This window comes from Bradyrhizobium sp. LB8.2, from assembly GCF_040548035.1.
Classification (GTDB): Bacteria; Pseudomonadota; Alphaproteobacteria; order Rhizobiales; family Xanthobacteraceae; genus Bradyrhizobium.
Genome location: NZ_JBEPQV010000022.1, coordinates 100,234 through 124,300, shown reverse-complemented (window position 1 = coordinate 124,300; position 24,067 = coordinate 100,234). Strand labels below are relative to the sequence as shown.

The window sequence follows — 24,067 nt, the reverse complement described above, 5'->3', positions numbered from 1 at the left end:
ATGGCATGACCGACTGGACCACGGCAGACATCCCCTCTCTCAGCGGCAAGACCGCCGTCGTGACCGGGGCGACGGGCGGCCTCGGCTACGAGACGGCGCTGGCGCTGGCGGGCGCCGGTGCCATTGTCATACTCACCGGGCGCAACGACGCAAAGGGCCTGCGCGCGATCGAGGGCATTTGCGAGCGCTTTCCCAATGCGCTGATCGCTTACGAGCATCTCGACCTCGCCAGCCTCGCGTCCGTGGCCGATTTTACCAGGCGCTTCGCCGCCAGCAACGAGCAGCTCGACCTCCTCGTCAACAATGCCGGTGTGATGGCGCTGCCGAAGCGGCAGCAGACGGCGGATGGTTTCGAGATGCAACTCGGCACCAACTATCTCGGCCATTACGCGCTTACGGCGCGGCTGTTGCCGCAGCTTTGCCGGGCGAAGGCGGCGCGCGTGGTCAATCTCTCGAGCCTCGCGCACCGCTCCGGCGCGATCAATTTTGACGATCTGCAAAGCAGGCACTCCTATCGTCCGTGGCGGGCCTATTGCCAGTCCAAGCTGGCGATGCTGATGTTTTCGCTGGAGTTGCAGCGCCGCAGCCTCGCCGCCGGCTGGGGTCTGACGAGCCTTGCCGCACATCCCGGCTACGCGCGGACCGATCTCATTCCGAACGGGCCGGGTGCGAACACGTTCCAGTCGCGTGTGAGCCGGTGGCTGCAGCCCTTCATCAGCCAGTCTGCCGCGGAAGGCGCGCTGCCGACCTTGTTGGCCGCGACCTCGCCGGCAGCTGAGCCCGGCGGCTATTACGGTCCGAACTGGTTCTACGAATTGAAGGGACCACCCAGGCCGGCGAAGATCATGCCGCAGGCAAAGGATTTCGCCTCGGCAGCCATGCTGTGGGATGTCTCGGCGACGTTGACCAATATATCCTTCGACGAGATCGTAGCCGCCGCATGAGCCGCGACGCTGTAGGAAACGTCCCGATGCAGATCATCATCTTCGGCGCGACCGGCATGGTCGGGCAGGGCGTTTTGCGCGAATGCCTGGTCGATGCCGGCATTGACCGCGTGGTTGCGATCGGCCGTAGCCCGACCGGCGTGCGCAATGCCAAGCTCACCGAGATCACACGCGGCGATTTCACGGATTATTCGGCGATCGAAACGCAACTGACCGGCTTCGACGCCTGCTTCTTCTGCCTCGGAGTCTCTTCGATCGGCATGAGCGAGGAGCGCTATCGTCATCTCACCTACGACCTCACGCTCGCGGCGGCGACGACGCTGGCGCGGCTCAATCCGCAGATGATTTTCACTTACGTCACAGGCGCCGGCACCGATTCCACCGAGCAGGGTTCGCGAATGTGGGCGCGTATCAAGGGCAAGACCGAGAACGATCTGCTCAAGCTGCCGTTCAAGGCGGCCTACATGTTCCGGCCCGGCGCGATCCAGCCCCTGCACGGTGCCCGCTCCAAGACCGCGTGGGTGCAGGTGGTGTATACCGTAACCTGGCCACTCTGGTCGGTGCTGCGCCGGCTCTCGCCGCGGCTCGTCACCTCGACCGAGCAGATGGGCCGCGCCATGATCCGGGTTGCCCGGGAGGGGTATCCGCGCAAGGTGCTGGAGATGGAGGATATCAATAGCCTCTAGTCCGGTGGAGCCTTAGTTCCAGGGAAATTTTGGCGCCCGCGCGCGTTGAGCCATGTCCGCCCGAAGGAGAAAGCGCCGGCGATGTCTCCCCAGCTCAAATTGATCGCGCTCGACGCCGACGACCTCGCCGTGATCTCGGCCCACGTCCAGGATGCCCGCGTGCAGCCCTCGGACATCATCTGGCGGCAAAGCGAAAAGCGGCTGGTGGTCGGCATGAGCCGGTTGGACTGGGAGCAGATGCTGGACGGCGAGGCCGAGCCGCGCAGGCTGATCGCCGCCCTGCGTTTCGACCGCGTGCTCGCCTGCAAGTCGCGCAACATCGACCTCGCCGCGGCGGACATGATTCTGGACCTCATCGGCATCGAATTTCACGGCCAGGACGCCCCCGGCGGCAGCGCGTTGCTCCTGTTTGCCCAAGGCGGCGCCATCCGCCTCGACGTCGAATGCCTGGAATGCGAGCTGACCGATCTGGGGGCGGATGAGCTGGGGACGGGGCTGGAGGTTGGCGGGGAGGGCTGAGGTGGTCGGTATACCAGCCAAATCCGCTGAGGCCCGCGCCAGAACGCCGCCTTCCAAGGGTTGAGCCAAGGGTTGACGCAGCTTTCCCGCCGCGCCATTGAGCAGGGGCCCGGTGAGCCAAACCGCGCCCCCAAAAACCAGTTAGAAGCCAAGATGCCCGTTCGTCTCGACCGTAGCAGCGCCGATTTTGACCAGCGATTCGTGGCCTTCCTCGCCGCAAAGCGCGAGGCCTCGGCCGACGTCGAGGCTGCCGCGCGTGCCATCGTCGACGACGTGGCCAAGCGTGGCGACGCGGCCCTGCTCGAGGCGACGGCAAAGTTCGACCGGCTGACGCTGGATGCATCCGGCCTGCGCGTCACCGCCGCCGAGATCGAGGCCGCGGTGAAAGCCTGCGATGCCGCGACGCTGGACGCGCTCAAGCTCGCGCGCGACCGCATCGAGACCTATCACGGTCGCCAGCTTCCGAAGGACGAGCGTTTCACCGATCCGCTCGGCGTCGAGCTCGGCTGGCGCTACACCGCGATCGAATCCGCCGGCCTCTACGTGCCCGGCGGCACCGCGGCTTATCCCTCCTCAGTGCTGATGAATGCGGTGCCGGCAAAGGTCGCCGGCGTGGCGCGTCTCGTCATGGTGGTGCCCTCGCCCGACGGCAAGCTCAATCCGCTGGTGCTGGCGGCAGCAAAGCTCGGCGGCGTCAGCGAGATCTACCGCGTCGGCGGCGCGCAGGCCGTGGCCGCGCTCGCGCATGGCACCGCGACGATCGCGCCGGTCGCAAAAATCGTCGGCCCTGGCAACGCCTATGTCGCTGCGGCAAAACGGCTGGTGTTCGGCAAGGTCGGCATCGACATGATCGCCGGTCCCTCCGAGGTGCTTGTCATCGCGGACGACACCGGCAATGCCGACTGGATCGCTGCCGATCTACTGGCACAGGCCGAGCACGATGCCAGCGCCCAGTCGATCCTGATTACCGATTCCGCGCGCCTTGCCGTCGATGTCGAGAAGGCGGTCGAGGCGCAGCTGAAGACGCTGCCGCGTGCCGCGATCGCCAGCGCCTCGTGGGCCGATTTCGGTGCCATCATCATGGTGAAGAATCTCAACGACGCCATCCCGCTTGCGGACGCCATTGCCGCCGAACATCTCGAGATCATGACGCAAGATCCCGACGCACTCGCTGCAAAGATCCGCAATGCCGGTGCAGTGTTCCTCGGCGCGCATACGCCGGAGGCGATCGGCGACTATGTCGGCGGCTCCAACCATGTGCTGCCGACGGCGCGCTCGGCGCGATTTTCTTCGGGCCTCTCGGTGCACGATTTCCTCAAGCGTACCTCGATCCTGAAATGCGGCCCGGATCAGCTGCGTGCGCTGGGTCCGGCCGCGATGATTCTCGGTAAGGCGGAAGGGCTAGATGCCCATTCGCGCTCGATCGGATTGCGCCTCAATTTGTCATGACCCAGCCGCCCGAACAGGACGACTCGCAAAATCGCATCGTCGGCGTCACGCTCGACGAGGACTCGATCGGCCGTTCCGGGCCCGACATCGAGCATGAGCGCGCGATCGCGATCTACGATCTGATCGAGCAGAACCTGTTCGCCCCCGAGGGCGCCGACGGGAAGGGGCCGTTCACGCTGCATATCGGCATCACCGGCAGCCGGTTGATGTTCGACATCCGCCGCGAGGACGGCACGCCCGTGGTCGCCCATCTGTTGTCGCTGACGCCGTTCCGCCGGATCGTGAAGGACTATTTCATGATCTGCGACAGCTATTACCAGGCTATCCGCACCGCGACCCCGGACAAGATCGAGGCCATCGACATGGGCCGCCGCGGCATCCATGACGAGGGATCGCGTACGCTGCAGGAGCGCTTGAAGGGCAAGGTGCGGATCGATTTCGAAACCTCGCGCCGGCTGTTCACGCTCATTACTGTTCTGCACTGGAAGGGCTAGGCGCGATGGCGGGTCCGCCACGCGCACGCGATCCGCAATCGGTGCTGTTCGCCTGTGCCATGAACAGCGTGCGCTCGCCGATGGCCGAGAGCCTGCTGCGGCACATGTTTCCGCAAGGACTTTACGTGAAGTCGGCCGGCGCCAGGCGCGGCGAGCTCGATCCCTTCGCGGTATCTGTAATGGCTGAGCTCGGCCAGGACATCGCCACCCACAAGCCGCAGACCTTCGAGGAGCTGGAGGATTGGGAGGGACTGAATTTCGACCTCATCATCACGCTGTCACCGGAGGCGCACCACAAGGCGCTGGAGCTGACCCGCACGCTCGCCGCCGACGTCGAGTATTGGCCGACGCAGGATCCCACCACCATCGAAGGCAGCCGCGACCAGAAGTTGGCTGCCTACCGTGAGGTCTGCGACCAGCTCATGCTGCGCATCCGCCGGCGGTTTTCGAAGGTGGGCGCGGCGAACGGGTAGCATTCCGCGTCCATAACACCCGCGTCATAGAGCGCAGGCACACGCATCCTGTGCCCGTCGAATCAGTAAAGTCCGGGTTCCCGGGTTGTGAAATCGGCCCCCTTCCGATAGGTTCCGCGCGCAATTCACCCCCTGCTTCATCCCCAAATCACCTGATGCTTGGCCGCCCCAAATTCGTTCTTGCCTCCGGTTCGCCGCGGCGCTTGTCGCTGCTCAACCAGGCCGGTATCGACCCGGACGCACTCCGGCCCGCCGACGTCGACGAGACGCCGAAGCGGGGCGAGCTGCCGCGCGCCTGTGCCAACCGGCTCGCGCGGGCCAAGGCCGATGCGGCGCTCAAATCGGTGCAGCTCGACGACGAGCTGCGCGGCGCCTTCATCCTTTCCGCCGACACCGTGGTGGCGGTCGGCCGTCGCATCCTGCCCAAGGCCAATCTGGTCGACGAGGCCGCGCAGTGCCTGCGGCTGCTGTCGGGCCGCAACCACCGCGTCTACACCGCGATCACCCTGGTGACGCCGCGCGAGGCCTTCCGCCAGCGCCTGGTGGAGACCCGGGTCCGCTTCAAGCGCCTCTCGGAGGACGACATCCAGGCCTATATCGGCTCCGGCGAATGGCGCGGCAAAGCCGGCGGCTACGCCGTGCAGGGCATCGCCGGCTCGTTCGTGGTCAAAATGGTGGGGTCTTACACCAACGTGGTCGGCCTGCCGCTCTACGAGACCACCACGCTGCTCGGCGGCGAAGGTTTCCCGATCCGCTTCGGCTGGCTCAACACCACCGCCGTGTAAGCCGAACAGCCGCTCCTGCCAGCGCTTCGGCCGGAGGAACCCCTTTGCCGACACGCTCTTGAACTCCCTCACCCCGTGTAAGCTGCGCACCTTATGGACGACCAGGTGAAAAAGCCCGCTAGCCCCCTCAAAACCTGCCCGATCTGCGGTAAGCCGCAGTCCGAGGCCACCCGTCCGTTCTGCTCCCCGCGCTGCCGCGACGTCGATCTGAATCGCTGGCTGAAGGGCTCCTACGTCATCCCCGGCCGCGACGATGAGACGGATGGTGAAGAATAAGCAAGTAATATCAATCGCCTGCTTCTCTCACCGATGTGCCGCGAGCCAGCCGCGGCAAAGCCGCCCCAGCTTGTGCACAGCCAGGCCGCGCGCCCGCTCGGCCGAAGGCGAAGCGTGGGTGGACAGGCAGCCTTCAGCCCACTATAAACCGCCCGCTCGATGGGCTTTGGCCCCTCTTTGGAGCACGCCCAGGTAGCTCAGTTGGTAGAGCATGCGACTGAAAATCGCAGTGTCGGTGGTTCGATTCCGCCCCTGGGCACCATTCCTAGCATTCAGAACAAAACAGCGCACTCTGCGGATACCGCTGGCAGACTGGCGATTTCGAACCTCCATCGATTTTTGTCAGCAAAGGGAAGCCCGCATATCGTTCTCCCGTCCAATCATCGAGCTCGTTGCGGTTCGATGCCGCCATGGCGCCGCCCTTCGTCGTCGTCCTCCCGGCCGAAAAAATGCGAAATGGAAAATTCCAGCGAAGGTCCGAGAGGCTCGGGCGGCCGGATGTTGTTGACTGAATCTGTACGGTGCTGTACGGTTCTTTTAGGAGAAAAGCGCAGTGAACCCCATCTTGCGTAAAGGCGCGGAAGAAGCCCGCAATCAGCTCCCGGATCTTCTCGAAGCAGCCGAGAAGGGCCGTTCGACGGTCATTACCAGACATGGCCGTCCGGTTGCAGCGTTAGTGCCGATCGAGGCGTATGGCGCTGCCATTCGCCAGCAGTCGCTGATGACCGTCGCAGGATCCGGACATGGGCTATGGGGGAAGAATAGCACCCGTACGCTTCGAAAGCTGCGTGACGAATGGAACCGCTAGATTTTGGAGATCTGCCGGAGGATGCGCTCGTTCTCGTCGATTCGGCGCCCATCATCTACTTTCTCGAGGGACACACGAAATTCGGACCGCGCTTCAAGCCGCTCTTCGAAGCCCATGGAGCTGGGCGTCTGCGCTTCGCCGTAACGACCATCACCGTCGCCGAGGTGCTGACCGGGCCCCTGCAGGCACGTGATGACGCGCTCGCGCAGCGTTACCGTGCGATCCTCGAATCGTGGCAACCGATCGCGCTTGACATCGACATTGCGGAAAGTGCTGCGAGGCTGCGGGCGTCGCTCCGCCTCAAGCTGGCAGACGCTGTTCAAGCGGCCAGCGCATTGGCGATCAACGCGGCCGCCCTGGTGACGCATGACCGTGATTTCACACGCGTGCGTTCGCTGCGTATAATTTCCTGAAGGCCCAGCGCGTCGACGTGTCGATCGTTCACGAAACGCTGTCCAGCTTGCAGGGAGTTGCCATGTCGCCGATCGGTACCGCGTTGCTCAACAGTCTTCGTTCCGTCGAGCGTCCGGGCGACTTTTGTATCGGTGGAATTCGGGAGATCTTCATGCCGGCGATCGATGTCGACGGCGTGGGAAGGATCGCGTTTCCGATTCTGCCCGTACAAGCCGAGCGGCTCGTCGCGATCGCCGAGGAAGCTCCCCATGGGCGCGGCGAGGAGACGGTGGTCGATCGCAAAGTCCGGAGAACTTGGCAGGTCGATCCGGCCAAGGTTCGGATTGGAGGGCGTCACTGGGAGAAGACCCTGGCCGGACTCGTCGCCGACATAGCCCTTGGGCTTGGCGTGAGCGAACCGGTTGCGGCCGACTTCTATAAGCTTCTTGTCTACGACCCCGGCGGCTTCTTCGTCGATCACCGCGATACCGAGAAGGTGCCCGGCATGTTCGCGACGATGGTGCTGGTGCTGCCCTCGGCCCACAGCGGCGGCGAGTTGGTCATAAAGCATCTCGGCCGGGAGGTGGTGCTCGATCTATGTCCGGAGGAGCCGTCGGAGATCGGCTTCGCGGCGTTCTATGCCGACTGCGTGCATGGAGTGCGTCCCGTGAAGAAGGGATGTCGCCTGACGCTCGTCTATAACTTGCATTTCGCCGGCAAGAGACGTCAGCTGAAGGCGCCCGATTATCGCGCGGAGCACGAGCGCGTGGTTGAGCTGCTGCGGAGTTGGGCGAGCGCGGAGGACGAGCCCGATAAGCTGGTCCTGCCCTTGGAGCACGCCTATACGCCGACGGAACTGTCGTTCGGGGCACTCAAGGGTACCGATGCGGGTATTGCGTCCGTGCTGGCCAAAGCGGCCGCAGAGGCGGATTGCGATCTCCATCTCGCTCTCGTGTCGATCGAGGAAAGCGGCAGCGCCGAACATACCGGCTACCACGGCCGTCGTCGCTGGAGTCGCGACGAGGAGGAGGATGACGAAGAAGAATTTGAGGCCGCCGAGGTCGTTGACCGGGCGCTGATCCTGTCCGAGTGGCGGCGTCCGGATCGCGGCGAGGCCGGGTTCGACGATTTTCCATTTGCCGAGGACGAGCTCTGCCCGCCCGATGCCTTTGAGGATCTGACGCCGGACGAGCAGCATTTTCACGAAGCGACAGGCAACGAAGGCGCGTCCTTCGAGCGTACCTATCGCCGTGCCGGCTTCGTGTTGTGGCCGATCGCGCGGAGGCTCGCGGTGCTCAATCAGGCCGGCCTCCGCACCACGCTGCCGTATCTCGAAGATCTGACGGCGCGCTGGGAGACGAGCAACGCATCGATCCAGTCGCCGTTGTGGCGTGAGGCCGATGAGCTTTCGGGGCACATGCTGCGCTCCTGGTCGCGCTCGTCCTGGCGGGCGGACGACGACGCCGAAGCCGGCCGGATGCTCGATTTGCAGGTCCGGCTGGGGAACGTGGCGCGCATCGATTCGTTTCTCGCCGAGCGATCCGCCGAAGGCCATTACGCTGCGCCCGACAATGCCGCCATCGTGCGCGCCGCCGCGCTTCTTCCGGCCCCGCGCGCAACGGAGCTGCTGGTCCGGATCGTCAGGCATAGCGCTTCGGCCCATCTCAGTGCCTGCGGCGATCTGCTGCAGCGATGCGTCGCGGCGCCGACGGGTGCGACGGGCGACCTGGAGCAGATCGGCGCAGCCTTGATAGAGGCCTTGCCGGGCGATCCGACCAAGAACGAGCGGGTAGACACCTGGACCCGGCCAACGCCGGTGAAGCCGGGCTTCGTCGTCGATCTTGTGACGGCGACGAGCCGGATCGACGCGGGGCTCGCGGCGCGAGCGATCGAACACCTGCTGGCTTGGCCGAAGACATACAAACCAGACGACGTGCTGGTCCCCGCCGCTCGCGCGTTTGCCAAGCTGGTGGAGAGCAGGGTTTGGCCGGCGGTGCGGCGGCTCCGCGAGGCGTCTCTCGACCATTTGCGCAGGCGCATCGCCCTGCCGCTGGAGGCACCACGGGACTGGACCAGGACCAACCCGCTCAAATGCACATGTGACGAGTGCCGTCGACTGGGCGCGTTCCTGGCCTCGCCGGATCAACAGCAATGGCGCCTGAAGGCGATCCAGGATCGAAGGACCCATGTCGAGCAAAGCGTTCGGAGTACGGCGTGTGACCTTGACCTCACGACCGAAAGGCGCGGCAGCCCCCACACGCTGATCGCGACCAAGAACCAGGCCAGCTACGAGCGGCGTGCCAAGCAGCGACGAGAGGACCTGGCGCATGCGTCGGCGCTGGACGGATAAAGTTTGCTTTGCACCCGGGCATAGCGAGTTCGACTTAAAAAATGAGCCGGAAGAATCGGGTTCCACTTGCTGATCGTGTCGCCAGAGCGGCTGAAACGGCGCTTGCCGCCCGGCTCGTTGTGAGCAGCATCGACATTCTCCTTGAGCTCGGTTGGCTTGATCCAGAAGCGGTGGAGCGCTGGCGCCGCGGCCAGATCGGCTGCCTGGAGGAGGTTGTCCGGACCAATCCGCCGCGAATCTCGGAAGCTATGCGGCTATTCCGGTCGTGGGCGGCCGCCAAGGGATTATCGGCCAGCGAGACGGTGTATGTTGCCCGTACGGTGGGACGCCAGAGGCTGCGTTTCAGCCGAAGCGGAAATCCTGCGATCGAAGCGTCATACCGGACACATTGGGTGTCACCGGAGCTTTCCGAGAAGAAGCGTGAGCGCCTGGCGGAAAAGGCAAGCCGCGCGCCGGAACTGGTGGTCGTCCAGCCATTGAACGCGGAGTGGCGATGCCATCGGTGCGGCGGCACCGGCGATCTGTTGATAATGGAGAATCCTGGCCCGGCGTGCATGCGCTGCGTTGGCCTCGGTGATCTCGAGTTTCTGCCGGCGGGTGATGCCTTGCTGACGCGGCGCGTGAAAGCGAACAGCACTCGACATGCCGTGGTCGTGCGCTTCAGCACGACCCGTGGCCGTTACGAACGACAAGGTTTGCTGGTCGAGCCGCAGGCCTTGGCAGATGCGCGGCGGACCTAGCCTCCAGTCCGGCCTCTTTCGAACAGCGTTGAAATTTCAATTATATATGAGTTCGTGGTTTTGTTCTGAATGGCGCACCATTTTTGCGCACGGTCCAAACGGCAACATCCAAAAAATATCGTCCCCTAGCCTAGGCTCGCTGGCTTCCTGCCGCGTCCGAGCGCGAACTGACCGACAGGGCCCTCGACGTGGAATTCGAGCCCCGTCATCTTTGCAAACAGATCGATATTGCCAGTGCCGATGGCGCAGCCGCCGAGGCCCATATCGGTTGCTGCCAGGTAGAACGTCTGGATCATGCAGCCGACGTCCTTCAGGATCAGCGAATACGCGATCGCGCTGTATTTCCAGGAGATCCGCCCGAACCGCGCGGCGATCGTGATCAGGATTTGCGGCGGACCGGATGCGCCCATGGCAAACTCCGCGGCCATTGAAAGCGCCTGGAGTTGCTGGGCGGAGGCGTCGATCGCGACCAGTGCGTGGCCACCGGCGTCGTAGTGATAAAGTCCGCGCGCAAGCCCCTCGCAGTTCGAGACCGTCAGGTACAACTCCAGCTCGTACGCGCTGCCTGCCGCCGGATACGGCCTTGAGCTGTAGGCGACCTCAAGGCCACCGTTGACATCTGCGCCGCTCTTCCATTTCGACAGCACGCGGGCGGTCGTGTCGAGAAACTGCGCGAGCTCGGTGAGTGTGATCGGATGCTGGTCGTCGAAATCCCGTGTTGAATGGCGCTCGCGCAACAGCTTAGCAAATGACGACGCCGGGTCTGGCGTGGCGAATTTGCCGAGGGAGATTTTCTTGCCGGGCCAGGGCGGGCGCACCGCGGGCAGCGGCGGAACGACCCCCGCATGGGCGTACGCGCCGCCGACCGGATCGGTATGCCGGCCCTCCGTGCTCCGCGTGTGAAACACGAGATCGTGGAAGTCCCAGAGAACGAGATTGCGGTTGCCTTCGTTCGCTCGAAGGCCGTCTCTGTCCTTCGTATCGAGCTTGATCAGCATCTCGCTGTCGAGCAGCAGTCCGAGCAGATCGAGGTTCAGGGAAGGCACCTGCTTGCGAAGCTTGCTGATCTTCTGCGGCTGCGACAGGGCAGCCAGCGTGGCGGCGACGGCGGGATCGCAAATCCGGAACAGCGCGCCGGCGCGCGGCGATTCCAGCACCATCTCGTTGCCGCGCCGGCGCAGATAGGCAAAGCGCGACAACACGATCGTATCGCTGCTCGATAGCTTCGCGCGTTGCGGCCAGTATTCGGCGACCTGTGGCTCGATGACCACCAAATCTTGCGCGTCACGGGGAGAGAACAGGCGATAGTCGAGCAGCCCATGCTGCGCCAGTCGCCGCACCAGAACATGAACTTGTCCCGCGAGGACACTCTTGCCGGCAAGGGACGCGAGCGGCAGGCCGGAGGCGAGATGCCCCGCGCGAGCGATCGCCGCGGCGCTGAATTGTCCCAGACCGACCGAATAATCGCCCGAAACCGCGGCAATGCTTCCGTCGGCCTGCATTTGAAGGGAGAAACGGCCGTTCAGTCGGGCGGCGATGATCGGTGTGATCTTCCTCGTCGGCTTTTTCCGGGGAACGTGCAACGAGGCCAGCCTTCAGGTGTGTGGCAGGAACGGAGTCAGTTCGCTTTCCAGTCGCGGGCGATCCAGCAGCCCAAGCTTCACCGGGACATCGTAAAGCCGACCGGGCCCGAAGCGGCGATAGAAATGCCGCAAGCCCGGAACGAGCACCCTGACGACGGGGACCTCGACGTCGGGTCGCGTCTGGTCGAGCACGAGGAAATCGTATCCTGCGCCGGCGGCAATCTCGACGCAGGCATTGACCTGGTGGCGCGTATTGGCGTGAACCTCGAGGTCAGGTGCCGGCGGGATGATCGGATTGTCGCTCGGGATCAGGAACGGATAATCGTCCAGCCGCAGCGGCGTGACACCGTCAAGCGACGGTTTCTCGCCGCTTCCGCCGCTCATCATGCCAATCGACATGAACTGGGTCAGCTCGGTGAGCGAACGCAGCAAGGCGATGCGGCGGTCGAAATGCGAGCCGGACCCGAACTCGATATTCTCGTGTCCGTTCTGCATCCAGTGCATGATCGCAACGTAGGAGGGAATGCCGAGATCGCTGGTGATGTCGAGCACCCAGAGCCGTCGCCCCGCGTCGGCAAACTGGCTCTGGAGATCCCGCACATAGGAATCCTCGAATTGCGTAAGGTCCACTTCGGCGCGCCGGACGCGGTTGTACCACCAGATCGCGTAGGCATCGCGTTCGACGAGTTCGAGGAAGCCTTGAACGATGGCCTCCTCGCGGGTGTTGCCGGCCGCGCATCCGTTGGAATCCGTGTGGAAGCCGCCATAGAAGAAATACAAAAGGCCCGTCGGAAGATATTTGAAACGCTTGTCGCGTAACGACCAGACCGGCGACCATTCGGTCCTGGTCGAGGGATCGAACGGTTCTGGAACCGGATGTGAATCGTCCGGCTGCGGGGCATGCCTGTCTTGAAACTGCATGTCGCTGAAGAACTGGACGTCGTTGGGAAGAAGAGCGTCACCCGGAGCGAAATCGGCAAAGCGGCGCTTTGTCCTGATCTCGTCGCCCTGGAAAATGCCCGAGTAGCGCTCGATCGCTTCCATCAGCGCGCTGGCCTCGCCCTGCTCGGCCGTGGAGCCCTTGCCGAAGCTGCCGCCGCTCAGGCCGGACCTGAGCTGGTCGACGTTCCAGGCCGGCGCAGAGAAATTGTGGTGGGCGAAAAAATTGGTGTTCATCGGCAGATCGGCCTCGATCCGCTCGAGCCGCGACACCACGCCGGTCAGCGGACTGACGTGTTTGCGGTACCGCGCCACGGTGGCTCGCGACGTCACGGTGCGGTATCCGCCGCTGGTCATGACGAGTTTTCTGCCCTCGGCAGTCTCGATCGGCACTGCTGCCCGTCGTGGATTCCTGAGCTTCTTGCTGCCGCAGGTCGAGCATTGCGGGCGTTTCGCGACGTAGTGCTTGACGATCGCAGCCCCAGTCAGGTCGAAGCTCGCGATGTGATCGCTGAGATCAGTGCGAAATCCGGAGGCGATCGCCTTCGCGATTTCAACCGCAGCGAAGTGGATCCCGGTTTGTCCTACGGTGTCGCTGACCAGGGGCGATATCGCGACCGCTTGCGCCACTCCGCGGTCGAGAAACCCCTTGATCTCGCGATTGCGGATCATGCGATCGTGCAGGCAGGTCCAGCAGGCGCTCTCGCCCGGCATGAACACAGGTCCCACCAGCGGAAACACGCCGGACGGCTGGACCAGCAGCCAGGGCGTCCCGGCGGTCACGCGTTCGCCGTTCAACTCGGCGAGCCGCCGCTCGAGGTAATCGTTCACAAGCGTGATGATAAGCCGGGGCGACCGCTTGGCGATTCGAACCCCGAGCTTGCTCAACGCCGCGCTCAGTTCGCTCGCGCCTTTGACATCGATCGATTCCACCCGCACAGGCCAATTGCGCAGATTCTCTTCGGCGACCTCGGGAGGCAGGCCGAGGCTTGCCCAATATCCATTAACGGCGCCTGCAAATGCGTGCGATGCTCCGCTTATGACGGACTTGCGCTCCAGCAGCCGCCTGATGGCTTCCTCGATCTCGGCAACGGGAAAACTCTTCGAAAGCAGGCGGATGATTTCCGGCGCAGTCTTGCCGTTTTTTCCAATCGCGCTCGCCACAGCGCAATACAGATCGCCGTGCAGGAAGAACTTGCGGTTCTCGGAATAGAGACAGACCACATTGGGAGGAAGCAGATAGGCGGTGAAGTTCGGTGCGAATCGCAAGATGTCCTTGCGGGTTTGCTTCGTAGCGCTGCTCTTTCGCTTGACTGTCATCGGGTCAGCACGCCGATCCTGTTCCCGTCATCCCGATTGCCGGCGCGCGACGAACGCTTGGCCTGACCCGACTTGTGCACCGAGCTCGACCACCGGCCTTCTTCTTCGGATAAGTTGGAACACACTCGCTCGCCATCGGCAAGCTGACCAGCCGGGGGCAGCGAACGCTGTAACAAAAACAGCAAATTGGCCGGGTCGTTTGCGAGCCCGGCCAATGAAATCGCGACCTGTCGCCACACAGTCAGGGAGTGCTGCTTTCTAGCACCAGCGGCAGCGGCCCCATGACGCACAGCACCCTGTGCATGCCACTGGTACGCCGATCACGCCAACGCCGCAGCCACCGCATCCGACGCCGCAGCGACAGGCTCTGCAGCCTGCACAACCTCTGCAGCCACCGCAACCTCTGGCCGCACAGCCACGGCAACCGCCGCAGCCACGACAGCCACCGCATCCGCGCGCGAGCAGCACTCCGCTTAAGCTTCTCTCATCGGTGGCGAGATGGAAGGTGGCGAGGTTGACGTCGGCGAGTTCTTCCTCGTTGAGCGTGGTGAACTGGCCGGGCGCGAAGTTCGGTCTTTGTTGAGGCTCGCTTGGCGGCACCGCGGACGCCATCGCGCTTCCCGCCAGCGAAAAAGTCAGTCCGGCGAATCCGAGCGCCGGGACTGCGGCTTTGGTCATTCGCCTCTTTTTCGAAGCTTGCTTCGTTCGTCGCATGGCCGCATCCTCCATGGTTGGAAGAACGATCTTCTGCAATGATGCTACGCCGAGCAATCAAAGCGGGCAAGATTCACGTGAACACGAAATGTAGTGGCGCTCGTTCAGATCGCATTCATCTTCATGAACGACATCGCGGCAAGTTCCTGTCGATGACACCGGGCTGCGGCGCATGATGCAGTGCGCAATGGTCTGCCCGCTCGAACGGGGAAGCTAGCTTGGTCGATCTACCCGGACGCTTCGTTTGGTACGAGCTTCTGACGACGGACATGCCGTCGGCGGCTGCTTTTTACGCGGAGGTCGTCGGCTGGGCCGTGAAAGATGCGTCGAGCGCGGAATTGGCTTACTCGCTGCTGACTGCGGGCGAAGCTCCGGTCGTCGGGCTTATGGATCTCCCCGAAGAGGGGGTGCGAATGGGAGCTACGCCGAGATGGCTCGGCTACGTCGCCGTCGATGACATGGATGCGAGGACCGCGCAGATCCGCCGGCTTGGAGGCGCGATCCTGGTATCGCCGACCGACAGCAACATCGGCCGCATTGCAGTGGTTGCCGATCCGCAAGGAGCGACCTTTGCGCTGGTCACCGGGCTGACATATGGCCAATCGCAACCGAGCGGGCCGGACCAGCCCAGGCGCGTCGGCTGGCACGAGTTGCTGGCCGAAGACCGAAGCAAGGTCTTTCCGTTTTACGGCGAGCTTCTCGGCTGGCAACGGGCCTCCGCCGACGCCGGCCCGGCAAGCGTGTACGAGTTGTTTTCGGCGGCCGGGCAGACGATCGGAGGCATGCTCACCAAGCTTCCGAGCGTATCGCAGGCGTGTTGGCTCCATTACTTCAATGTCGAGGACGTCGGCGCGGCGGCCCGGCGGATCAATGCTAGCGGGGGTCGGGTTCTCCAGGAACCAATCGAGTTGCCCGATGGTTGCTGGATCGTGCGATGTGTCGATCCCCAAGGCGCCCTGTTTGCGCTGCAGGGGGCGTGGGATCAGAAGGGTATCAAGCGATCCTCCGCCCCGGAAGTCAGCTGGTCTGCCAAGTGGGGTGGCATTGCTACACAGGGCAGGATGGTGCTTCCCAAGAGCTAAGCCGAGACGTTTCGAGGGTCATCGACCGTTCCGCCGCCAACGCTGAGGATCGACAAGAGCGTCCGTTCAGCAGTTCGTCATGCGCAGCCCCGAGCTTAATTCCGGAACCAGATCGTGCCCGCCCATTGCTGGCACTCTGCTTGCTCAGTCAGGACCAAAGTCCGGCCTTGGTAGAGAGGCCGTTTCAAGTTGAGGCAAGCGATGCAAGATGTGTCCCGTTCTGGTGCTGCCGGCGAACTCCGGCTCGATGGGTTGATCGCCGATTTGTGGTGGCGCGTTCGACTCATCAACACCGACATTCTCGAGGAAGAAGCCCGAGCGCGCGTGTTCGACGTGCATCAGCCGGAATATCCGCTTCTCGCACTGAACCTTCGCGCCCGGCGCGACAATTTGGTCTCGACGATCGGCGTGCTCGAGCAGCGTGCGAGATCAACGTCGGAAGCTGCTTGAGGGGGCGTTCACACCGGAAACTTCAGCGGCGTCAGCGCCGGCGCGCAAATACCAGCTGCCGGCGGCGCAACGGGCGCGCCGAACACAAAATCTTGGGAAGCGTCGGCATCGTCCGGGATCACCGGAATCAACCTGAGGTCCGCGACCACCGTTACTAGACGTCCTGGCGGCGGAGCCGAACTCAGGAGGTTCGGCTCCGCTTCGCGTCATGTATCGTCTGCGCGTGGCGCTTGTGTCCATTCGCGATTGTGAGGCTTGAGCACGAGCCACGCCCGCGCTCTCATGCTATTCCTGCCTCGCAACGACGCGAGGACATCCATGCTGCCCCTTCCCGCCGACATCTTCACCGAGCCCGCGGACGTCTCGCCCGACGGTCTTGCCAATCTCGGTCCGCTCCGCCGTCTCGCCGGCGTCTGGCAGGCTGACAAGGGTATCGACATCAATCCGAAGGCGGAGGGGCCGGAGCGGCGGACCTTCATCGAGCATATCCGGATGGACCCGATCGATCCGCAGGCTAACGGGCCGCAGCTGCTTTACGGGCTGCGCTATCACATCCACATCAACACGCCCGAGGAAGACATCACCTTCCATGACCAGGTCGGCTACTGGTTGTGGGAGCCCGCGACCGGGCTGATCATGCAGACGCTGGCGATCCCGCGCGGGCAGGTGCTGCTGGCGTCGGGCAAGGCCGGGCCGGACGACAAAGAGATCTCCGTTACAGCGAAGCGCGGCGACACCGCTTACGGGATCTGCTCGACCGACTTTCTGGAACAAGCGTTCCGCACTGATGCTTACCGCTGCGACATCACCTTCAACGGCGACGGCAGCTGGACCTATCTGATCCAGACCGAGTTGTTCGTGCGCGGCGCGCCGTTCAACCATCGCGACACCAACACACTAAAACTCGTCGCGCCGCCAAAGCTCAATCCCCTCGCGGTGATCGTGAACGATCGGGCCAACGGGAATGGGCCGGCCGCCTGAATTCCGACCGGAGATTCGCATGAAGCCCTACGTGATCTGTCTGATGCATTCCAGCCTGGACGGCCGCACCCATCCGAGCCGCTGGCGCCCGAAGGCGGCAGGGACGGACTGGTTCGAGAAGATCCATGACGAGCTCGGCGGCGATGCCTGGGTGATCGGCCGCGTCACCGGCTCGGAGTTCGCCAAGGGCAAGCCCTATCCCACGACGACGGACGCGAAACTTCCGCGCGAAAACTGGTTCGCGCGACGCGACGCGAAAACCTATGGCGTCGTGCTCGATGCGCAGGGCAAGATCGGCTGGGGCCGCTCCGATATCGGCGGCGATCCGATCGTCGTGGTGCTGACCGAGAGCGTCTCCGATTCCCATCTCGCCGGGCTCCGCGGCGAGGGCGTGTCCTATATCTTTGCCGGCAAGTCCGAGATCGACCTCGCGCTGACGCTGGACATTCTCAATCGCGAGCTGGGCGTGAAGCGCTTGCTGGTCGAGGGCGGCGGCGTCGCCAATGGCGCATTCCTGCGCGCCGGCCTTATCGACGAATTCAATCTGATCCTGAGCCCTGCGATCGATGGCGCGAAGGGCGCACCCTTCGTGTTCGATTCAACCGACGCGGACAGCGAGCAGCGCGCGCCACTGACCGCGATGACGCTGGAAAGCGCGCGGCCGCTCGGCGGCGGCGTGCTGCTGCTGCGCTATCTCATCCAGAACGACCCACAGGCGACGGGCACGTAAAGCAGCTACATGCCGGGACAATCAGAGCACATCGTCATTGTCGGCGCGGGCGCGGCCGGCCTGATGGCGGCGCGCGAGCTTGTCCGCGCGGGCAGGACAGTGACGATCCTGGAGGCGCGCGAGCGCTGCGGCGGCCGAATCCATCCGCTGTCGATTTCAGAGTTCGGCTACCCCGCCGATGGCGGTGCCGAATTCGTCCACGGCGAGGCGCCGGTCACGCGCGCGTTGTTGCGTGAGGCCGGGCTACCCCTTCAGGGGATCGAAGGCGAGCGGTGGAGCTTTGACGGCGCAGACATCATGCGTGAGGATGGCCACGATCCGCATGAAGCGGAGCTGCAAGCCGTGCTTCGGGAGTTGAACGACGACCTCACCGTCGCTGAATTCCTGCGCCGGCATTTTGCCGGGGATGAGTACGCGCAGCTGCGCCATTCGATCGAGCGAATGGTCGAAGGCTACGATGCCGCCGACCCCGAGCGCGCCTCGACGCTGGCGCTGCGCGAGGAATGGATGCATGGCGGGCACTCTCCGCAGGCGCGCATCAATGGCGGCTATGGTGCGCTGATTGACTTCCTGGCGGCGGAGTGCCGCAGGCTTGGCGTGATTTTTCGCTTCGGTTGCGTGGTGTTGGCGATCGAGGAGGCCGGCGGCACGATGGCGGTCCGCTGCGCCGGCGGCGACGTGCAGGGCTGCGGTCGTGTGATCCTCACTGTTCCGTTGCCGTTGTTGCGCGACATCGCGCTTCCGGAGAGCGCACGCGGGAAAGCCGCGGCTGCCGACGAGATCGGCTTCGGCAACGTGATCAAAATCCTGCTGCGCTTCTCACGGCCATGGTGGCGCGAGCGCAAGCAGGAGCTCGCGAACATGACCTTCCTTTTGTCCGACCAGGCCATCCCGGTGTGGTGGACGCAATATCCGAACGGGCATCCCGTGCTTACCGGCTGGTTCGGCGGCCCGCGCACGGCAGCGCTGTCGCACCTCGACCCGCAAGCGCTGGTCGATGCCGGGCTCGATTCGCTGGCGGCCATTTTCAAGCAGCCGCGCGGAGAGATTGCGCGTGAGCTCGTGGCGGCCGCTGCGACCAACTGGGCGCACGATCCCTACGCTTGCGGCGCCTATTCCTGGGCGACGCCGCGAACGCGCGAGGCGCAAACGATCCTTGCGCGCGCCGACAGCCCGGTGCTGTTCTCCGGCGAGGCGCTCTATCGCGGAGCCGACATGGGCACAGTCGAAGCGGCGCTGGCGAGCGGTCTGGAGACGGCGCGTATGATCTTGCGGGGATAGCTGACAAGCAAGAAAAAGGCCCGCATCCCCGCGGGCCTTCGTCTTACGGGTCTGCGTCTTACCAGCGGCTGCCGCCGAAGCTGAACGTCACGCCAGGACCGCCGCGGCCGTAAGCTCCGTACGGTCCTCCGCCGTAATAGCCGTGATGCCGCGGGTAATAGCCGTAGCTGCGGTAGTGCGGACGATGATAGCCACGATGGTGGTGAGGACGCCAATGCTGGCGATGGCCATAGTGGTGCCTGTGCTGCGCGCTGATATCGGTCGATTGGCCTTGCGCGTTCTGCTTCGCACTTGAATTGTTGGCCGCGTTTGCCGCCGTCCCGCCGGCAAGCGCCGCGGCACCGACGGCCATCGCGACAAAGAGATACTTCATGTCATCACTCCAGTTGAATGTCGTGTGACAACAGATGGGCAGGCTGCGCGTTCCAGCCAGTGCGGGCGTCGAAACGACGCAGTTCATCGACGCAGTTCATGGATGTATGATTCGCGCGACTGTGTGCGTTTCGTGAGATTTATTGTCGCATCACCGGCGTAGATCGCAACTCTGCCATCAGTCTGCCGCGAATGACGCAACCACGTCATCGGTGGTGACGATGCGTGCGAATTCGCCGTTGAGATTCGACAGCGTCATCGCATGGATCTCCTCGGCGGAATGCTTGTCGCCATCCGGCCCGACCCGCTCGAAGGTCCAGGTCGCATCGCGCACCAGATGCGCGTCGAAGCCGAGATTGCCGGCCATCCGCGTCGTCGTCTCGACGCAATGATTGGTGGTGGCGCCGCAGATAACGAGCGTGCCGATGCCGCCTGCGCGCAAGCGCTTTTCCAGATCGGTGCCGATGAAGGCGCTGTTGACGCGCTTGACGATCACCGTCTCGCCCGGCTGCTCGCGCGCCTCGTCTTTGACGGCGTAGCCGGAGTTTTGGGGAAGAAACGACGATGTCGGCCTGGTGCCCTCATGACGGATGTGGAAGATCGGCGCGCCGCCCGTTCTGAACGCCTTCAGGAGATCGGCAATGCGCCCCACCGCATCCGGATTGTTGCGCCGCTTGCCCGCTGCTTCCCATTCGTCGAACGCACGCTGGACGTCGACGACGATGAGGGCGGGGAGGGGGTGAGGCATCAGGAGCGGCTTTCGGACTTGCTTGCTGCACCGACTATGCGAGGCGAAGAAGACAACGCGCAATGTCAATCTTCCCTCGTTTTGCGACGGAAGGTCCGTAGCCCGGATTTCGCTGCAGCGTAATCCGAGCCCGCTGCTCGCTACGAGACTTTCCCGGACTGCGTTATGCTCCATCCGGGCTACGCGCCCACATCCCTCACGGATGCGGATCGCCCTGACGAAAGCCGGAGCGCGCCGCTACTTGAACGGATCCTGGATCGACGGCGCCGACTGCCTGATACGCCGCACGCTCACCGGCGTGCCGTCGGAGACGAACAGCAGCTCGTAGCGACGGCCTTCGCTGTCGGTGGCCGAGCAGGTCACGTCTGTCACCTTCTTAGCGGCGAAATTTCCGGTCTGCCGGCAAACTCCGGTGGAGGTCTGCTCGGCCGGCACCGGCAGCCCGTCGACCTTGGGACGGTCCTTGGAGTTGAGCAGCATGCGGTCGATCGGCAGCTCGTAGGAATTGTCGTCGGCGCGCTTGCCGTTCTCGCCGGAGAACGACACGACGTGATTGTCATCGGAGGGATCGTCGACTGCGACCGCGAAATTGACCCGGCCGCTGCCGCCATGGGCGTAGGCCACCGTCTTGCAGGCGAAGGTGCGGCCGGCGACTTTCAACGTCTTGCAGTGGCCTGACATCAGCGCCAACAGGTCGATAAAAGCGGTCTGCTGTCCGAGCGGGTTGTTGACCGCGATCGGCGCGGCAGATTCGGCAAGACAAGGGCTTGCCAAGGCGAGAAGGGCGGCAGCGAGCACTGGGCGGCAGAGGCGCATCGGAAGGCTCACATGCCTGGGAACCACGGAAAAGTTCCGTCCGATAACCAGCGAACCGCAAATTGGTTGCGATCCCGTTTGTTCTGCCGAACCCGCCTGGAATACCACCGCGTCACCCCAACGGCGATTTGCCCTGTCGCCAACCCATTCCCAGCTGGCACTTTCCGTCAGCCGGGTGTTTTTTTCGTGGCAAGGCTACCCCATCGCCGCCTGCCAGCGCGTATCGCGCAAGGATGGGCGGCGGTGCAGGCGGGCATCGAGCAGGGCGCGGGCGCGGGGCAGCGCGCCGCTGCGCATCAGAGCGACAATAAAGGTGTCCTCGATCAACTCGCGCTGGGCATGGCTGCCGCCAAGGCGCACGACCTCGCTGAGAACCGGCGCGAGCATTTGCACGCATGCCGCGTAATCCTCGTCCGCGAAGGCTGCCAGGGCGCGGCAGACCGCCGGCACCACGGGACCCGCCGGCAGCTTGCCTTCAGTGAGCCGCTGCTCGATCACGGCAAGACGCGCGGCGAGCGCCTCGCGATTTTGCGTCGCAGCCGCGAACAGCGCCATGTGGATGTCGGCGAAGGGCAGGCTCGATTTCGGAAACAGTTTTTGCGCGGTGGCATCGCCTTCGACCCACAGCGCTCTCGGCACCGCGTGGCCGTAAGCGGACAGGCGCCAGAGCAGGGACGCGGCGTCGGTGACGACGTTGAGCGGCGGCGCCTGCGTGGCTTTTGGCTGCAGCACATCGGCATAGATCGCAATCGCCCGCGCGGCATCGCCATGCTCCAGCGCGCCGAGCGCCTGATGCCAGCGGATATGGCCGTGCAAAATTCCGCCGCGGTCGTAAGAGGGGATCCAGTCGTCGACGAGCCGGTCGGCCGCCGCGATCGAACCGTCCTCGAACATCGCATGCAGCACGGCGTGCGCAGCGTGGGCATTCTGCCGGCGCAGGTCGAAGCCGCGCTCGGTGACACCGCGGCCGCGCGCGACGTCGCCGTTCTCGGTCATCGCCCAGCCGTACATCGTGAGGAACCACCAGTCCTCGCCATAGTGATGGGCGACGCGCTCGCACAGCTCTTGCCGCGCGCGGTCGTGATCGGCCATGCCGGAGAAGGCGAACAGGCCGAACGCGCCGAGCGGCAGCGACAGCACCAATGCGTCGCGCGGCCACGCCTCGACGTGCTTCATCGTCGCCGCGATCGCCTCGGGCAGCCGGCCCTCGATTGCCAGCGCCAGCGTCTCGACATGCGAACGCTCGCGTTCCGTGCCGTGTTTCGCAACGAGCCCGCGCGCGAGCGCCGCCCTGCTTCGCGCGAGATCGCCCTGCTGGTAGAAGGCATGGACGCGGGCGCGGGCGATATGGGGAAGCGCGAAGTCCGGATCGGCCGCAATCGCGTGCTCCAGCGCTTCCGCCGTGCCGGTCCAGCCCGCCAGCATGAGGTCGATGCCCTCGCGATAAGCGCTTGCCGCTTCATGCGAGGTGGTGGAGAGCGGCAGGCCGTAGCGGTCGTCAAGCGCCATCGTCGTCTCCGCGATTCAAGCCGTCCGCGCGCGGCGGCCCTCGATCGGATAGGCGGGGTCGTTGTAGCCCGGCGTCGAGGGATGGCCCGGCGTCACCAGACGGTCGATCAGCGCCTCATCATCCGCAGTGAAGCGGTAGTCGAGCGCGCTGATGTAACCGTCCCATTGCTCCTCGGTGCGGGGGCCAGCGACGATCGAGGAGACGAAGGCGGAGTTCAGCACCCAGGCGACCGCGAACTGGCCGGCGGTGATGCCCTTCTTCTCGGCATGGGTCTTGATCTCCTGCGCGAGCTGAAGCGATTCCGGCCGCCATTCCGTTTGCATCATGCGGGTGTCGTTACGGCCCGCGCGCGTCTCCTTGTCAGGAGTTGCATCGGGCTTGTATTTGCCGGTCAGCACGCCGCGCGCCAGTGGGCTGTAGGGCACGATGCCGAGGCCGTAATAGGAACAGGCCGGGAAGTGCTCGACCTCTGGCATGCGGTTCATGGCGTTGTAATAGGGCTGGCTCACCGCGGGCCGGTCGATGCCGAGCCGGTCGCAGATGTTGCAGATTTCGGCGACACGCCAGGCGCGGTAGTTCGAGACGCCGAAATAGCGCACCTTGCCTGCGCGGATCAGGTCGCCCATCGCGCGCACCGTCTCTTCCAGCGGCGTCGCATGATCTTCCTTGTGCAGATAGTAGATGTCGATGTGATCGGTGCCGAGCCGCTTCAGGCTTTCATCCGCCGCCTGCAACACCCAGCGCCGCGACAGGCCGACACGGTTTGGATCGGTGCCCATGGGGTTGGCGAGCTTCGTCGCAAGCACCCAGGCATGGCGGTTGTTGCCGATCGCGCGCCCCACGACCTCTTCGGATGCACCCTTCGAATAGGCGTCCGCGGTGTCGATGAAATTGATGCCGGCCTCGTGTGCTTTCGCGATGATGCGCTTTGAGGCAGCTTCATCGGTCGGCCCGCCGAACATCATGGTGCCCAGGCAGATCGGCGACACTTTGAGGCCGCTGCGGCCGAGCTGGCGGTATTGCATGGGCTGGCTCCTCAGTGCTTCATTGGCCAACAGCATATCCACCTAGCTCCGTCATTGCGAGCGCAGCGAAGCAATCCAGAGATGCATCCGCGGAAAGAATCTGGATTGCTTCGCTGCGCTCGCAATGACGGAGTTGGGCAGCGGTGGCGGCCTGATCAATCGATCTACCCCGGCCCCTTCAAGATCTTGAACACGCCGTTTGCCATCACCACGCAACGGCCGTCCACCGTCACCTCGGTGCTCATGAAGACGAGACTGCGCGTCGAGCGCACCACGCGTGGGCGGGAAATCAGGATGTCGCCGATCTGGCCGGCTTCGACGAAATGGGTGTCGAGTTGTACCGTCGCCATGAACTCCTTGCCGGAGACGTAGCGGGCGGTCATGCCGCAGGTGCGGTCCGCGAACGTCATCATCACGCCGCCCTGGACCATGCCGCGGCGGTTGTGGTGCTTGTCCTCGGTCGCAAGTGCGAATTGGTATTGGCCGTCGACCTTGCGCTCCCACAGGGGACCGATCAGGTGCATGAAGCCCGTGGTCTCCAGGATGGTCCAGCCGTCTGACTTGAGCCTTGCGGCCGTCTTGTTGGTCATGTGGTCGTC

26 protein-coding genes and 1 tRNA gene are annotated in these 24,067 nt (G+C 64.2%); 18 read left to right on the top strand and 9 right to left on the bottom strand.

Annotated features, from left to right (window positions below; translation table 11 throughout):
• Positions 1-5 precede the first annotated feature (5 nt).
• The 13 genes from ABIB06_RS25090 to ABIB06_RS25030 all read left to right on the top strand — a co-directional run bounded on the left by ABIB06_RS25090 (position 6) and on the right by ABIB06_RS25030 (position 9,917).
• Positions 6-944: an SDR family oxidoreductase gene (locus tag ABIB06_RS25090; RefSeq protein ID WP_354050438.1), complete on the top strand. Its 939-nt coding sequence runs from the start codon at positions 6-8 to the stop codon at positions 942-944.
• Positions 945-970: 26 nt separating this feature from the next.
• Positions 971-1,630 carry an NAD(P)H-binding protein gene (locus ABIB06_RS25085; RefSeq protein WP_354050436.1) on the top strand — a complete coding sequence of 220 codons (660 nt, stop codon included), beginning with the start codon at positions 971-973 and terminating at the stop codon, positions 1,628-1,630.
• 81 nt (positions 1,631-1,711) lie between these two features.
• Positions 1,712-2,149 (top strand): DUF2948 family protein, encoded by a 438-nt coding sequence (locus ABIB06_RS25080; protein ID WP_354050434.1) that lies wholly within the window; start codon positions 1,712-1,714, stop codon positions 2,147-2,149.
• Positions 2,150-2,302: 153 nt separating this feature from the next.
• Complete coding sequence (hisD, locus tag ABIB06_RS25075; RefSeq protein WP_354069897.1) at positions 2,303-3,598, top strand: histidinol dehydrogenase; 1,296 nt, start codon at positions 2,303-2,305, stop codon at positions 3,596-3,598.
• On the top strand, positions 3,595-4,092 hold the full coding sequence (locus ABIB06_RS25070) for a UPF0262 family protein (protein WP_247351299.1): 498 nt from the start codon (positions 3,595-3,597) through the stop codon (positions 4,090-4,092). Before hisD ends, ABIB06_RS25070 begins: the two co-directional genes overlap by 4 nt.
• Positions 4,093-4,097: 5 nt before the next feature.
• Positions 4,098-4,565, top strand: a complete 468-nt coding sequence (locus ABIB06_RS25065; RefSeq protein WP_354050429.1) for an arsenate-mycothiol transferase ArsC — start codon at positions 4,098-4,100, stop codon at positions 4,563-4,565.
• Positions 4,566-4,720: 155 nt separating this feature from the next.
• The gene (locus ABIB06_RS25060; RefSeq protein ID WP_247445258.1) at positions 4,721-5,350 is read left to right on the top strand and encodes a Maf-like protein; all 630 of its coding nucleotides are present in this window, start codon (positions 4,721-4,723) and stop codon (positions 5,348-5,350) included.
• A gap of 93 nt (positions 5,351-5,443) precedes the next feature.
• A complete protein-coding gene (gene yacG / locus ABIB06_RS25055) occupies positions 5,444-5,626 on the top strand; it encodes a DNA gyrase inhibitor YacG (RefSeq protein ID WP_247445257.1) in 183 nt (60 codons plus the stop codon).
• A 186-nt stretch (positions 5,627-5,812) separates the two neighbouring features.
• Positions 5,813-5,888: transfer RNA gene (locus ABIB06_RS25050), tRNA-Phe, on the top strand.
• Between the two features lie 291 nt (positions 5,889-6,179).
• On the top strand, positions 6,180-6,434 hold the full coding sequence (locus ABIB06_RS25045) for a type II toxin-antitoxin system Phd/YefM family antitoxin (RefSeq protein WP_247351293.1): 255 nt from the start codon (positions 6,180-6,182) through the stop codon (positions 6,432-6,434).
• A complete protein-coding gene (locus ABIB06_RS25040) occupies positions 6,422-6,847 on the top strand; it encodes a type II toxin-antitoxin system VapC family toxin (RefSeq protein ID WP_354050427.1) in 426 nt (141 codons plus the stop codon). The genes ABIB06_RS25045 and ABIB06_RS25040 overlap by 13 nt, the downstream gene beginning before the upstream one ends.
• A 62-nt stretch (positions 6,848-6,909) precedes the next feature.
• Entirely contained in the window at positions 6,910-9,177 is a 2,268-nt protein-coding gene (locus ABIB06_RS25035) for a 2OG-Fe(II) oxygenase (protein ID WP_354050425.1), read from the top strand.
• A gap of 41 nt (positions 9,178-9,218) precedes the next feature.
• Positions 9,219-9,917: a hypothetical protein gene (locus ABIB06_RS25030; RefSeq protein ID WP_354050423.1), complete on the top strand. Its 699-nt coding sequence runs from the start codon at positions 9,219-9,221 to the stop codon at positions 9,915-9,917.
• Positions 9,918-10,042: 125 nt separating this feature from the next.
• Here the strand turns inward: ABIB06_RS25030 and ABIB06_RS25025 are convergent, their stop codons facing one another.
• A complete protein-coding gene (locus ABIB06_RS25025) occupies positions 10,043-11,419 on the bottom strand; it encodes a SagB/ThcOx family dehydrogenase (protein WP_354050474.1) in 1,377 nt (458 codons plus the stop codon).
• A 93-nt stretch (positions 11,420-11,512) separates the two neighbouring features.
• Complete coding sequence (locus ABIB06_RS25020) at positions 11,513-13,759, bottom strand: TOMM precursor leader peptide-binding protein (protein WP_354050421.1); 2,247 nt, start codon at positions 13,757-13,759, stop codon at positions 11,513-11,515.
• Between the two features lie 932 nt (positions 13,760-14,691).
• Here ABIB06_RS25020 and ABIB06_RS25015 point away from each other — a divergent pair.
• The gene (locus ABIB06_RS25015; protein WP_354050418.1) at positions 14,692-15,555 is read left to right on the top strand and encodes a VOC family protein; all 864 of its coding nucleotides are present in this window, start codon (positions 14,692-14,694) and stop codon (positions 15,553-15,555) included.
• A gap of 201 nt (positions 15,556-15,756) precedes the next feature.
• A complete protein-coding gene (locus tag ABIB06_RS25010) occupies positions 15,757-16,005 on the top strand; it encodes a hypothetical protein (protein WP_247445247.1) in 249 nt (82 codons plus the stop codon).
• An 8-nt stretch (positions 16,006-16,013) separates the two neighbouring features.
• Here ABIB06_RS25010 and ABIB06_RS25005 read toward each other — a convergent pair whose 3' ends face one another.
• Positions 16,014-16,154 carry a hypothetical protein gene (locus ABIB06_RS25005; protein ID WP_354050416.1) on the bottom strand — a complete coding sequence of 47 codons (141 nt, stop codon included), beginning with the start codon at positions 16,152-16,154 and terminating at the stop codon, positions 16,014-16,016.
• A gap of 169 nt (positions 16,155-16,323) precedes the next feature.
• Between ABIB06_RS25005 and ABIB06_RS25000 the strand changes: the two genes are divergently transcribed.
• Genes ABIB06_RS25000 through ABIB06_RS24990 form a run of 3 tightly spaced genes read left to right on the top strand, consistent with a single transcriptional unit; the run spans position 16,324 to position 18,997 of the window.
• On the top strand, positions 16,324-16,986 hold the full coding sequence (locus ABIB06_RS25000) for an FABP family protein (protein WP_354050414.1): 663 nt from the start codon (positions 16,324-16,326) through the stop codon (positions 16,984-16,986).
• Positions 16,987-17,005: 19 nt separating this feature from the next.
• Positions 17,006-17,716, top strand: a complete 711-nt coding sequence (locus ABIB06_RS24995) for a RibD family protein (RefSeq protein WP_354050412.1) — start codon at positions 17,006-17,008, stop codon at positions 17,714-17,716.
• A gap of 9 nt (positions 17,717-17,725) precedes the next feature.
• Entirely contained in the window at positions 17,726-18,997 is a 1,272-nt protein-coding gene (locus ABIB06_RS24990; RefSeq protein WP_354069899.1) for a flavin monoamine oxidase family protein, read from the top strand.
• Positions 18,998-19,055: 58 nt separating this feature from the next.
• Here the strand turns inward: ABIB06_RS24990 and ABIB06_RS24985 are convergent, their stop codons facing one another.
• From ABIB06_RS24985 to ABIB06_RS24960, 6 genes are all read right to left on the bottom strand, one after another.
• Positions 19,056-19,370: a hypothetical protein gene (locus tag ABIB06_RS24985; protein WP_354050408.1), complete on the bottom strand. Its 315-nt coding sequence runs from the start codon at positions 19,368-19,370 to the stop codon at positions 19,056-19,058.
• A 177-nt stretch (positions 19,371-19,547) separates the two neighbouring features.
• Positions 19,548-20,117: a cysteine hydrolase family protein gene (locus ABIB06_RS24980; RefSeq protein WP_247445243.1), complete on the bottom strand. Its 570-nt coding sequence runs from the start codon at positions 20,115-20,117 to the stop codon at positions 19,548-19,550.
• A 237-nt stretch (positions 20,118-20,354) separates the two neighbouring features.
• Positions 20,355-20,933, bottom strand: a complete 579-nt coding sequence (locus ABIB06_RS24975) for a hypothetical protein (RefSeq protein ID WP_354050404.1) — start codon at positions 20,931-20,933, stop codon at positions 20,355-20,357.
• A 195-nt stretch (positions 20,934-21,128) separates the two neighbouring features.
• On the bottom strand, positions 21,129-22,442 hold the full coding sequence (locus ABIB06_RS24970) for a tetratricopeptide repeat protein (protein ID WP_354050402.1): 1,314 nt from the start codon (positions 22,440-22,442) through the stop codon (positions 21,129-21,131).
• Positions 22,443-22,457: 15 nt separating this feature from the next.
• The gene (locus ABIB06_RS24965; protein WP_354050400.1) at positions 22,458-23,468 is read right to left on the bottom strand and encodes an aldo/keto reductase; all 1,011 of its coding nucleotides are present in this window, start codon (positions 23,466-23,468) and stop codon (positions 22,458-22,460) included.
• A gap of 164 nt (positions 23,469-23,632) precedes the next feature.
• Positions 23,633-24,058 (bottom strand): PaaI family thioesterase, encoded by a 426-nt coding sequence (locus ABIB06_RS24960; RefSeq protein ID WP_354050399.1) that lies wholly within the window; start codon positions 24,056-24,058, stop codon positions 23,633-23,635.
• Between the last annotated feature and the right edge of the window lie 9 nt (positions 24,059-24,067).